This window comes from Rhodococcus sp. RCBS9 (assembly GCF_029457415.1).
GTDB classification, from domain to species: domain Bacteria; phylum Actinomycetota; class Actinomycetes; order Mycobacteriales; family Mycobacteriaceae; genus Rhodococcus_F; species Rhodococcus_F qingshengii.
This window is the reverse complement of the sequence record NZ_CP120422.1, coordinates 5,146,721-5,158,806: the sequence shown is the minus strand read 5'-3', so window position 1 is coordinate 5,158,806 and position 12,086 is coordinate 5,146,721. Positions and strand designations below refer to the sequence as shown.

Genomic DNA, 12,086 nt, shown 5'->3' with positions numbered 1-12,086 from the left:
TTACCGCCAAACCGGTCAGCGTTCGACGAACCCTGTCAGGTCGCCCCTGGCGGTGTCCCAGCTGTCGACCACGAGATCCACCGTGCCCGGGGTAGTGCCGGAGCGCAGCAGCTCCACCAATCGCTCGAGCTGCGTGCGTTGGCCTTCCGCCACGACGAGCACTCGACCGTCACGCTGATTGGACGCATATCCGATCAATCCGAGTTCGAGAGCGCGGGCCCTGGTCCACCACCGGAACCCGACGCCTTGAACGTATCCGTGAACCCACGCCGTCAACCGCACAGGCGCTGCTTCAGCCATGACGCTCAGCCCGCCACACGTTCGAGACGGTGAACGTCACCCAGGAATCCGGTGGTGTAGAGCGCGTTGGGATCCCAGCCCGGTCCGGCGCCGAACTTGACCGCAGATGTGAACGGCAGACCCGAGGCGATCTCACACGAAGATCCCGAATCCGGATCGACGCGAACAACTTTGCCGCCTGCATTGAATGCGACGTACAACGCGCCGTCCGGTCCGACGGTCAGATCGTCCGCCATGTTTGCCGGACCGAACCCGGGGAGCGTGATCGTTCGCACCGGCCCGCCCAGATCGTTTGCGTCGAGGATGTGGACGGCGGTGACCATGTCGAAGGTCGTGCTCACGTAGATCGTCGAACCGGAGCGTGCGAGGCCGTCGACGGTGCCGAGGTCTTCACGAACGATCGAACTGCTTCCGTCACTGTTGACGACCGTGAGCCCCGGCCTGGTGAGTGTGCGGGCAGTGAGGAAACGGTTATCGTCCAGCTGCACAAGCCCGTTCGGCATCACCAGACCGTCGGCGATCGTTGTCACCGACCCGTCTGCGACGTCGACCTTGCGGAGGCTGCCGTCGGCGATTCCGAACAGTCCCGAGACAGTCGAGTTGCCCGTGGTGAAGTACACGGATCCCTCACGCGCGACCAGACCGCCAGGTCCGGTGACGTCACCGACCAAAGTTGTCCGTGTTCCGTCCGGCGCCACTTTCAGCAGTGCACCCGGCCCGATCAGAGCCGACTGCGACAACACCATCGATCCGTTGCCGTCGAATTCGAGGTTCTCGAGCATTCCGGCACCAGTCGTCACGACGCTCGACGTCCATGTGCCGCAACTACCGGCCGAGCCGTCGGCCGGGACCGAGGCCTGCGCTGGAGCATTCAGCGCCACAACGGAACCCAGTGCGATCGCAGCGACAACGCTGCCGGCGCGGAACATCAGGCTTCCGTGTCGAACGACAGAGTGACCTTGGTTCCGGCCTTGAGCGTGCGCCCGACCGTGCATACCTTGTCCACGGAACGCTCGACGAGAGTGATGAGGCGCTGCTGTGCCTCGGCATCCAACTCGCTGAGATCGAGCTCGAGGACCTCGTCGAGCTGCGGGTAGACCTCGTTTTCACGATCGGCGGCTCCGGACACTCGGACCGTCGCGTCGTAGTTGTCACCGAGCCGGCGCGAGATCGGGAAGTCGGAGCTCATCCCGGTGCATGCGGCCAGTGCAATTTTGAGGAGTTCGCCGGGCGTGAAGACTCCTGGCACCGATTCGGAGCCGATGAGAACCTCTGCGCCGCGCGAACTCTTGCCGGTGTAGAGGCGGGTTCCGGTTCGTTCGACCCAAAGCTCCGTGTGAGCCGGGGCGGTTGCAGTGGTGTCGGGAGTCTGTTCAGCCATGACGCAATCTTGCCATTCCGCCGAACCGAAGGGGCGGGAGACCTAGGCGATTCGCCGGGCCCACGGGGTCGGCTGGCACCGCGGGCAACTGAACGACGATCGATTCATGAACTTCTCACGCTTGATCGGCGCGCCGCATCGCGGGCACGGGAGATTTTCCTGCCCGTACGCCGACAGCGACCGGTCGAAGTAGCCCGATTCCCCGTTGACGTTCACGTACAGCGCGTCGAAGGACGTACCGCCCTGATCGAGCGCTTCACCCATCACCGAGTGTGCCGCGGTCAACAGTTCTCGAAGTTTGGGCCTGGTAAGCGTTTCGGCGATTCGGTTGCCGTGAATCTTGGCGCGCCACAATGATTCGTCGGCGTAGATGTTTCCGATTCCGGAGACCACCGTCTGGTCGAGAATCGCGCGCTTGATCTCGGTGTGCTTGCCCCGCAGGACTTTCACGACGGATTCGAGATCGAACGCCGCATCCATGGGATCGCGAGCGATGTGCGCCACCGACTCGGGCAGCATCGTTCCGTCGACCTCGACGAGGGGTGAAATCGACCAGCCACCGAAGGTCCGCTGATCGACGAATCGAAGATCGGCCCCGGAATCGAGGGCCAACCGAATGCGTAGGTGCTTTTCCCAGTCGACTGTCGGGGGTTGGACCAGCATCTGCCCGCTCATCCCGAGATGAACCACCAGTCCGACACCGGCAGGCTCGAGAACCAGCCACAGGTACTTGCCGCGACGCTCTGCCGAAGCGATGGTCTGCCCGGTGAGTTGGCCGATCAAGTCCTCGGAACCGAGAATGTGGCGCCTGATCGCGCGGGGATGGAGTACCTCGACGGCCTCGATCGCCGCACCTACAGCATGAGACTGTAGGCCGCGGCGAACGACTTCGACTTCGGGAAGCTCAGGCAAGAGTGAACTCAGCCGGCAAGATCAGGCGTGTCGTCAGCAGCGACTGCGGTAGCAGCGGCATTCTCCGACATCGTCTTCCATGCCGAACTTGCTGCCTTCTGCTCGGCTTCCTTCTTGGAACGACCGACACCGACACCCAAGGGTTTGCCACTGATGAGAACGGTGGCCGTGAATTCCTTGTCGTGATCGGGTCCGGTGGCGGTGATCTCGTAAACGGGAACTCCGGCACCGTGTTCTGCGGTCAGTTCCTGCAGACTCGTCTTCCAATCCAGACCCGCGCCCAGAAGCGGTGCGCGAGTGAGGAGATCGTCGAACAGATCGAGGACGACGCGTCGCGCAGTCTCGATGCCGTGCTGCAGGTGGATGGCGCCGAGAATCGACTCCATACCGTCGGCGAGAATGGACGGCTTGTCACGGCCGCCCGTCATTTCCTCGCCCTTACCCAGCAGCAGGTGTGCTCCGAGTCCACCTTCACCCAGAGTCCTGGCAACCTCGGCGAGTGCATGCATGTTGACCACGCTGGCACGGATCTTCGCCAGATCACCTTCGGATTTGTCCGGGTGGGACAGGTAGAGATTTTCGGTCACCGTGACGCCGAGAACGGAATCCCCGAGGAACTCGAGGCGCTCGTTCGTGGGCAGTCCGCCGTTCTCGTACGCGTACGAGCGGTGCGTGAGAGCCAGGGTCAGAAGACCGGGCTCTATATCTACGCCGACAGCGGCGAGGAGCTTGTCGTGATTGCCCTCGCCGCCGGCGGCTGAAACTGTATTTTCGCTCGTCATAGTCTTTCTCCGGGGAGAACTAGACAGCAGCGGTTACCTGGCGGCCCTTGTAAGTACCGCATGACGGGCATGCGATGTGGGGAAGGGTCTGCTCGCCACAGCCACGGTTGGGGCAGGTAACGAGGGTGGGCACAGTGGTCTTCCACTGGCTACGACGCGACCGCGTGTTGGATCGCGACATTTTGCGCTTGGGGACAGCCACTTCTACTTCTCCTCGGCTTCGGTGATCACAAGATTTTCGCTGGTGTTTGATTCCACGCCAAATTTGGCCGCGAGACCAGCCCAGCGAGGATCAAGTATGTCATGCCCATGCCCAGATTCCGCAATCGCCAGGCGAATGCCACATTCTGAGCACAATCCCAGGCAATCGTCACTGCACAGAGGCTGGAGCGGAAGCGCCAGCCCGACTGCATCGACGATGACCGGTTCGAGGTCGATTTCGTCGTCTTCGACCGCGTAGACCTCTCCCTCTTCCGTCGTCTCCTCGGTGGTGCTGTCCGGGTAAGCGAACAACTCCGTGAGATAGATGTCCACGGTGTCGGTGAAAGGTTCAAGGCACCGCGAGCATTCACCCTTGGTGGGTGCGTGCACGTTTCCGGTGACGAGAACGCCTTCGGACACTGCTTCGAGACGAAGATCGAGATCTATGTCCGCGCCCGCTTCGATCGCGATCAGATCGAGACCGATACGGTTCGGGGACTGAATTGTTCTCTCGACGGTACGCATCGACCCTGGACGACGACCGAGCTTGACCGTGTCCAGCAAAAATCCCGCATCACTTGACTGATGCGACGAACTACGACGATGCGTTGACAAAGAGAACTCACCTAACTGTTGAAACTGGTATGGGCAACCACTCCACAATACGGCAGCTACAAGGCAAATCCCAATTCGATCCACGAAAAAGTGGGCCGCCCCATATCGGACGACCCACCCTCGACTGACTTGTCTGCTCTATCGGCGCCGCTCGGAACGACGATCGTCGTCCTGGTAGTCGGGAACCCCCGAACCCGTTCGAAGCTGTTGACGACCACGCCCGACCGATCGAACCGTTCCGGTGAGGAACTCTTCGAACTCGGCCAACTTGGTGTCCACGTACAGGTCACACTCTGAACGCATCCTGTCGGACTCGGCATGAGCGGCGTCGATCACTCGCGCGGATTCCGCGTGAGCTGACTGGACAACCTCGGTCTGCGACACCAGACGAGCCTGCTCCGCCGTTCCCTCCGCCACCGAATGTTCGTACGAGGCCTGGCCGGACTCGATCATCCGATCGGCCTCGGCACGCGCCCGTCCGGTGACGGCCTCGTACTCACGACGGCCGTCGGTGACGGTCCGTTCCGCTTCTGCTTCGGCGTCCTCGACCAACTGATCGGCGTGCGCACGCGCTTCGGCAACCATGCGATCGGCCTGAGCCTTGGCATCGGACAGAATCCGGTCGGCGTCGTCGCGTGCGTTCTCCACAGTCGAGGTTGCCTCGGCATTGGCGCTGCTGACCGTCTTCTCGGCGTTTGCTCGCGCGTCACCGACCAATTTGTCGCGATGATCGAGGACGTCCTGAGCGTCGTCCAGCTCGCTCGGAATTGCGTCCCGGACGTCGTCGAGTAGCTCGAGTACGTCACCGCGAGGCACAACACACCCTGCGGTCATGGGAACACCGCGCGCCTCTTCGACAATTGCGACCAGTTCGTCCAGTGCCTCGAATACGCGGTACACAAGCAACCCCAATCTCTACCGGCCGAAATCGGCCCACATCGTCACCGGTCCACTCGGACCTGTGCCCGTTCCTGTCCAAGTTTGCCGGAAGAACGGCCAACGGGGTGTCGTCGTGGTCGGTGTGTCGGGGATCAGCTGTTTTCGGCTGCTCGCTCGGCGATACGTGCGAGTAGCCGAGAATGCACTTTGGCCGGCAACATGTCGGAGACGTCGCCGCCGAAAGTCGCGACTTCCTTCACCAGAGAACTCGACAGGTAGCTGTACGTCGGATTCGTGGCGACGAACAGTGTGTCGACGCCCGTGAGCTTCTGATTCATCTGAGCCATCTGCAGCTCGTAATCGAAGTCGTTCGCGCCGCGCAGACCCTTGACGATCGCGCTGAGGCCTTCTTGTTTCGCGTAGTCGACCAACAATCCGTGCCACGACGTGACGCGAACGTTGGGCAGGTGACTCGTCGCGTCTTCGAGCATCTCGATCCGCTCGTCGATCGTGAACATGCCACGCTTGCTCTTGTTGATCAGCACGGTGACCACGACCTCGTCGAATTGCGCAGCAACTCTTCCGATTACGTCGAGGTGACCGTTTGTCACAGGGTCGAAGGATCCGGGGCAGACGGCGCCAGTCATGAGTCCAGACCGTAGCAGGTGGCCAGCTCGATGCGGGCTTCACCGTAGTTCTTGGCCTTGATCGGCTCGTAGCCCTGAGGCCACACGGTCTCCGGCGAGCGCGACGATCGTTCGAGTACCACGATCGTGCCCTCCCCCACCCATTTGTTGGCCTGCAGATCGGTGAGCATGGACACGACGGCCTCGTCGGTCACCGCATACGGTGGGTCCGCGATCACGATGTCGTATTCACGCGCGCTCGGACCCGAGACCACGGCCGCAACCGGAGCGGCGCGAACCGTCGCCCCAGGCAACGCGACAGTGCCGATGTTCGCCTTGATGACGGCAGCAGCCTTGGCATCCGATTCCACGAGAACAACGTGCTCGGCTCCCCGCGAGAGCGCCTCGAGGCCGAGAGCACCCGAACCCGCAAAGAGGTCGAGAACCGCGCACCCTTCGAGATCGATGCGCGCTTCGAGAGCACTGAACAGCGCCTCACGAACCCGATCCGACGTCGGACGGGTGCCGCTCGGCGGGACTCGCAGGCGTCGACCGCCCGCGAGTCCCGAGATGATGCGTGTCACTCTGCGGCGCTCTCCCCCGTCGAGACGACTACCAGCAGGTCTCCGCCCTCGACCTGTTGGACGGCGCTGATCGCGATCCGAGAGACGACGCCGGCGCGCGGCGAGGTGATCGCCGCTTCCATCTTCATTGCTTCGATCGTGGCCACGGTGTCGCCGGCCTCGATCTTCTGGCCTTCCTTCACCGCGAGCGTCACGACGCCCGCGAACGGTGCCGCCACGTGGCCCGGGTTGTTCTTGTCGGCCTTCTCCGCCACCGGTACGTCACTGGCAATGGAGCGATCGCGGATCGAGACCGGGCGCAATTGACCGTTCAGGATGCACATGACAGTGCGGTAGCCGCGCTCGTCGGGCTCGGAGATCGCTTCGAGACCGATGATCAGCTCAACGCCGGGAGCCAACTCGACGCGGTGTTCGTCGCCGCGCCGCAAACCGTAGAAGAACTGGTTCGCCGAAAGCCGCGACGTGTCACCGTACTTCTCGCGGTGTTCGAGGAATTCCTTTGTCGGGCCGGGGAACAGCAGACGATTCAGCGTCGCCTGACGGTCCTTCGACGAGCCCTCGAGCAGCACCTCGTCCTCAGCGGACAACGTCGCTTCGGGCTTGGCCTGGCCACGTCCTTCGAGTGCCTTGCTGCGGAACGGTTCCGGCCAACCACCGGGAGGCGTACCGAGTTCACCGCGCAGGAAGCCCACCACGGAGTCGGGAATGTCGAACTTCGCCGGATCTGCGGCAAACTCCTCCGAAGGCACGCCGGCGCCGACAAGGTGGAGGGCGAGGTCGCCGACGACCTTCGACGACGGCGTCACCTTCACGAGATGCCCGAGCATGCGGTCCGCGTCGGCGTACTTGGCTTCGACCTCTTCGAACCGGTCGCCGAGACCGAGAGCAACGGCCTGGGTCCGGAGGTTGGAGAGCTGGCCTCCCGGAATCTCGTGCGTGTACACGCGACCCGTCGGCGCCGGCAATCCGGATTCGAACGGCGCGTACACCTTTCGCAGCGCCTCCCAGTACGGCTCGAGGTCGCACACGTTCTGCAGGTTCAGTCCGGTGTCGAACTCGGAGTGCGCGGCAGCGGCGACGATGGCCGAGAGCGCAGGCTGGCTGGTGGTTCCGGCCAGTGCCGCGGAAGCACCGTCGACTGCGTCGGCGCCCGCCTGCCAAGCGGCGAAGTACGTCGCCAGCTGTCCACCGGGAGTGTCGTGCGTGTGAACGTGAACCGGCAGATCGAAGTTGCTGCGTAGCGCGGTCACCAGCTTGGTAGCTGCCGGAGCGCGCAGCAGGCCTGCCATGTCCTTGATCGCGAGCACGTGAGCGCCGGCATCGACGATCTCTTCGGCCAACTTCAGGTAGTAGTCGAGCGTGTACAGAGTTTCGTTCGGATCCGACAGATCACCGGTGTAGCTCAGCGCCACCTCCGCGAGGGCCGTTCCGGTCTCACGCACCGCGTCGATGGCAGGGCGCATCTGGTCGACGTTGTTGAGCGCGTCGAAGATTCGGAAGATGTCGATGCCGGTGTCGGTGGCTTCCTGAACGAATGCGCGCGTGACCTTTTCGGGATACGGCGTGTAGCCCACCGTGTTTCGACCGCGAAGAAGCATCTGGAGGCAGATGTTGGGAATCGCCTCACGCAGTGCGGCAAGCCGGTACCACGGATCCTCGTGCAGGAAGCGAAGTCCCACATCGTAGGTCGCGCCGCCCCAGGCTTCGATCGAGAGCAGTTCCGGCGTCAACCGCGCAACGTGCCCGGCAACTCCGAGCAGTCCGCTGGTTCGAACTCGCGTGGCCAACAACGACTGGTGCGCGTCACGGAAGGTGGTGTCGGTGACGCCGACGGCCTTCTGCTCACGCAGTGCCTTCGCGAAACCTTCGGGTCCGAGTTCGAGCAGGCGCTGACGGCTACCGGCAGGAGGAGGCGTCGAAAGATCGATCTTGGGCAGCTTGTCCTGCGGGTACACCGCCGAGGGCCGCTCACCGTGAGGCTTGTTGACCGTCACATCCGCGAGGTAGGTCAGGATCTTCGTGCCGCGGTCTGCCGAAGAACGCAGAGTCAGCAACTGAGGACGTTCCTCGATGAAGGAGGTCGTCACACGTCCGGCCCGGAAGTCCGGGTCGTCGAGAACCGCCTGCAGGAACGGAATGTTGGTCGAGACACCACGAATGCGGAACTCGGTGACCGCGCGGCGAGCTCGCGCCACAGCGGCTTCGAGGTCGCGACCGCGACAAGTGAGTTTGACCAGCATGGAATCGAAGTACGCTCCGACCTCGGCGCCGAGTGTGGCGCCACCGTCCAAGCGGATACCGGCTCCGCCCGGGGTGCGGTACGCGGTGATACGGCCGGTGTCCGGGCGGAATCCGTTTGCCGGATCCTCGGTCGTGATGCGGCACTGCAGCGCCGCGCCGCGAAGCTTGATCGTCTCCTGTGACAGACCAAGTTCTGCAAGCGTCGAACCGGACGCGATCTTGAGCTGCGACTGGACCAGGTCCACGTCCGTCACTTCTTCGGTGACGGTGTGCTCGACCTGAATTCGCGGGTTCATCTCGATGAAGACGTGGTTGCCGCGCTTGTCGAGAAGGAACTCGACGGTGCCCGCGCACGTGTATCCGATCTCCTTCGCGAAGGCGACGGCGTCGGCACAGATCTTGGCGCGCAACTCTTCCGAGAGATTGGGCGCCGGAGCGAGCTCGATCACCTTCTGGTGGCGACGTTGCAGCGAGCAGTCACGCTCGAAGAGGTGGATGACGTTGCCCTGCTCGTCGGCGAGGATCTGCACTTCGATGTGCCGCGGGTCGATGACGGCCTGCTCGAGGAAGACCGTCGAATCGCCGAAGGCCGATTCCGCTTCGCGCGCTGCGGCTTCGATCGATTCCTTGAGCTGTGAGCGCTCCGCAACACGGCGCATTCCGCGCCCACCGCCGCCTGCGACAGCCTTGACGAAGAGCGGGAAGGTCATGTCCTCGGCGGCCGCGAGCAACTCGTCGATGTCCGCTGACGGCTCCGAAGACGCGAGCACCGGGAGACCGGCGGCCTTTGCCGCTGCGATGGCCCGAGCCTTGTTTCCGGTCAACTCGAGGATCTCGGCGGACGGGCCGACGAACTTGATGCCTGCCTCGGCACACGCCGCCGACAAGTCCGGGTTCTCGGAGAGGAAGCCGTAACCGGGGTAGATGGCGTCGGCTCCGGCGCTCTTGGCGGCGGCGACGATTTCCTCGACCGAGAGATACGCGCGAACGGGGTGACCCTTCTCCCCGATCTGGTAGCTCTCGTCTGCCTTGAGACGGTGGATCGAATTCCGATCCTCGTACGGGAACACCGCGACGGTTCCGGCACCTAGTTCGTAGGCGGCGCGGAAGGCACGGATCGCAATTTCGCCGCGGTTCGCGACGAGCACTTTGGAGAACATTCGAGAAAACTACCCCGATTTCATCTTGCGTCTACATGCGGAGTCTCATATTTCGGACTGAATCGAGAAACCAACCCGGCGGTCCTCGTGCTATTCGATTTCAGCTTGTCGTCATACCCTTCACGACTTCTCGAGGTACTCGATCCGGTCGGAGTCCAGGGCAGCGGTCACCATGGACGCGAGGGCGGGATGACCGTCGAGCGACGGATCGGAGTCGACGATTCCCTGAGCGAACTCCCTGGCGGACTCGAGGATGTCTCCATGGGCCATGAGGGAAAGCAGCCGCAGATTCGAGGTTGTGCCCGACTGCGCCGCACCGAGGATGTCTCCTTCACGTCTGGTCGCGAGGTCGAGTTGAGCCAGTTCGAACCCGTCGTTGGTCGCTGCCACCGCCGAGAGCCGCTCGTACGCCGGTCCCCCGGGATTGCTTCCGGTGACGAGGATGCACAGTCCCTGGTGTTTCCCTCGACCGACGCGGCCACGCAACTGATGGAGCTGACTGACGCCGAACCGCTCGGCGTCGACGATCACCATCACCGTCGCGTTCGGAACGTCGACACCGACTTCGACAACGGTCGTACAGACGAGGACGTCGATGTCACCGACGTTGAACGCGCTCATCACGACGTCCTTTTCGTCGGAAGGCAGTCGACCGTGCAGCAACCCGACTCGCAGATCGGCCAGCGGACCACTCGACAGCTCTTCGAAGACGTCGACCGCCGACTTGGTCTCGGGCTGCTTCTCCTCGGTGAACTGGTCTTCGCCTGCACCCTGCTCGCCGTCACCGATCCGCGAGCACACGACATACGCCTGACGGCCGTCGGCGACGTCCTCACGGATTCGTTCCCATGCGCGATCGACCCACTGCGGCTTCTGCTTCGCGGGCACGACACTGCTCTTGATCGGGGTTCGCCCACGTGGAAGCTCTCGCAGGGTCGAGACCTCGAGGTCGCCGAGCACGGTCATGGCGATGGTTCGCGGAATCGGCGTTGCCGTCATCACCAGCAGATGCGGACTCAGTCCTTCACGGGCACGTGATCGCAACTGATCACGTTGCTCGACGCCGAAGCGGTGTTGCTCGTCGACGACAACCATGCCGAGGTTGAAGAACTCGACGTTGTCCTGAATGAGCGCATGGGTACCGATGACGATCCCGGCGTCGCCGGTCACGGCTTCGAGCAGCGCTGCGCGCTTCGCAGCGACTGGCAGCGAGCCGGTAAGAAGGGCGATACGGGTGGAATGTTCGGCAGAACCGAGTTCACCACCTGCAGCCAGCGAGCCCATCATCTTGCGCAGTGATCGCGCGTGCTGATTTGCCAGGACCTCGGTGGGTGCGAGCAACGCGCACTGATAACCCGCATCGACGACCTGCAGCATCGCGCGCAGAGCCACGATCGTCTTGCCTGACCCGACCTCGCCCTGAAGAAGGCGGCTCATCGGGTGTGGGCGGGCAAGGTCGGTGGAGATCTCCTCCGCGACTGCTTGCTGTCCCTCCGTCAGAGTGAACGGGAGCATCTCCTCGAACTGGTCCGCGATCCCGCCGGCGACCGGAGCGCAGGCCGGAGCCACACGCTCGGAATTGTCGTGACGACGCATCGCGAGGACCAACTGCAGAGACAGCGCCTCGTCGAAACGCAGACGATCCTGTGCTCGTTCGATGTCTTCCTTGGTATCTGGCAGGTGAACGGTGCGCAGCGCCTCGTCCAAACCGATGAATCCGTGCTCGGCCCGAGTCTCGGCGGGCAACGGCTCCTCGATCGGATCGAGTTGGTCGAGCACTTGCCGCACGCACCGCATGATGGTCCAGCTCTCGACCTCGCGGGTCGCCGGGTACAGCGGGATCAACGCGCGGTCGAAGACGGACAGATCGAGTTCGGCGCCGGGATCCTGATTTGCGCGAGCCAGGCCCGCAAGGTCACCGGCTCCCTTGATGGATGCAAGCGGAACTACCGAATCCTCTTCGCCGACACGAGGTTCCGGGAGAATCAGGTAGCTCGGATGAGTGAGAGACCACTTGCCGCGGAAGTACTTCACCGTCCCGGAGAACATCGCCCGAACGCCGGGCTTGATGACGTGCCGCACCTTCTGCGGGTTGAAGAACGTGACGTCGACGGTCTGCGAATCAGTCGCCAGCGATACTCGCAACATCTGCCCCGGACGGTTCTTCATCTTCACGACGGCGGCCGACGCCACCCGCGCGATGATGGTGATGTGCTCACCCTCGGGCGGCTCCTTCTCGGCGAGTTCCTTGCCTGCCGACGCGTACCGGTGTGGGTAGTGACGCAGCAGGTCCTCGACGGTGCGGATCTCGAATGCCTCGTCGAGCGCGTCCGCGGTCTTCTTTCCCAGCAGCCGATCGAGTGGGTCGGCGAGCGTCGCCATCAGTTCCTCCAGCACAGTGTCGC

The 12,086-nt window shown here is 63.2% G+C and carries 12 protein-coding genes; all 12 read right to left on the bottom strand.

The window, feature by feature from the left end; all coding sequences use genetic code 11:
* Positions 1 to 15: 15 nt before the first annotated feature.
* A complete protein-coding gene (locus P0M12_RS24195) occupies positions 16 to 300 on the bottom strand; it encodes an acylphosphatase (protein ID WP_007729313.1) in 285 nt (94 codons plus the stop codon).
* Positions 301 to 305: 5 nt separating this feature from the next.
* Complete coding sequence (locus P0M12_RS24190; RefSeq protein WP_030535426.1) at positions 306 to 1,229, bottom strand: SMP-30/gluconolactonase/LRE family protein; 924 nt, start codon at positions 1,227 to 1,229, stop codon at positions 306 to 308.
* A complete protein-coding gene (locus P0M12_RS24185) occupies positions 1,229 to 1,681 on the bottom strand; it encodes an OsmC family protein (protein ID WP_003942740.1) in 453 nt (150 codons plus the stop codon). The genes P0M12_RS24190 and P0M12_RS24185 overlap by 1 nt, the downstream gene beginning before the upstream one ends.
* A 42-nt stretch (positions 1,682 to 1,723) precedes the next feature.
* On the bottom strand, positions 1,724 to 2,593 hold the full coding sequence (gene mutM, locus P0M12_RS24180) for a bifunctional DNA-formamidopyrimidine glycosylase/DNA-(apurinic or apyrimidinic site) lyase (protein ID WP_277376944.1): 870 nt from the start codon (positions 2,591 to 2,593) through the stop codon (positions 1,724 to 1,726).
* 8 nt (positions 2,594 to 2,601) lie between these two features.
* Entirely contained in the window at positions 2,602 to 3,375 is a 774-nt protein-coding gene (gene rnc / locus P0M12_RS24175) for a ribonuclease III (protein ID WP_003942759.1), read from the bottom strand.
* Between the two features lie 19 nt (positions 3,376 to 3,394).
* The gene (gene rpmF, locus P0M12_RS24170; protein ID WP_007729318.1) at positions 3,395 to 3,577 is read right to left on the bottom strand and encodes a 50S ribosomal protein L32; all 183 of its coding nucleotides are present in this window, start codon (positions 3,575 to 3,577) and stop codon (positions 3,395 to 3,397) included.
* A 2-nt stretch (positions 3,578 to 3,579) separates the two neighbouring features.
* The gene (locus P0M12_RS24165) at positions 3,580 to 4,140 is read right to left on the bottom strand and encodes a YceD family protein (RefSeq protein WP_007729319.1); all 561 of its coding nucleotides are present in this window, start codon (positions 4,138 to 4,140) and stop codon (positions 3,580 to 3,582) included.
* Positions 4,141 to 4,329: 189 nt separating this feature from the next.
* Positions 4,330 to 5,091: a DivIVA domain-containing protein gene (locus tag P0M12_RS24160; protein WP_003942696.1), complete on the bottom strand. Its 762-nt coding sequence runs from the start codon at positions 5,089 to 5,091 to the stop codon at positions 4,330 to 4,332.
* Positions 5,092 to 5,222: 131 nt separating this feature from the next.
* On the bottom strand, positions 5,223 to 5,717 hold the full coding sequence (gene coaD / locus P0M12_RS24155; protein ID WP_003942776.1) for a pantetheine-phosphate adenylyltransferase: 495 nt from the start codon (positions 5,715 to 5,717) through the stop codon (positions 5,223 to 5,225).
* Positions 5,714 to 6,280, bottom strand: a complete 567-nt coding sequence (rsmD, locus tag P0M12_RS24150) for a 16S rRNA (guanine(966)-N(2))-methyltransferase RsmD (RefSeq protein WP_030535425.1) — start codon at positions 6,278 to 6,280, stop codon at positions 5,714 to 5,716. Before rsmD ends, coaD begins: the two co-directional genes overlap by 4 nt.
* Positions 6,277 to 9,681, bottom strand: a complete 3,405-nt coding sequence (locus P0M12_RS24145) for a pyruvate carboxylase (RefSeq protein ID WP_003942675.1) — start codon at positions 9,679 to 9,681, stop codon at positions 6,277 to 6,279. Before P0M12_RS24145 ends, rsmD begins: the two co-directional genes overlap by 4 nt.
* A gap of 120 nt (positions 9,682 to 9,801) precedes the next feature.
* Positions 9,802 to 12,063 carry an ATP-dependent DNA helicase RecG gene (recG, locus tag P0M12_RS24140; RefSeq protein WP_003942757.1) on the bottom strand — a complete coding sequence of 754 codons (2,262 nt, stop codon included), beginning with the start codon at positions 12,061 to 12,063 and terminating at the stop codon, positions 9,802 to 9,804.
* Positions 12,064 to 12,086: the final 23 nt, after the last annotated feature.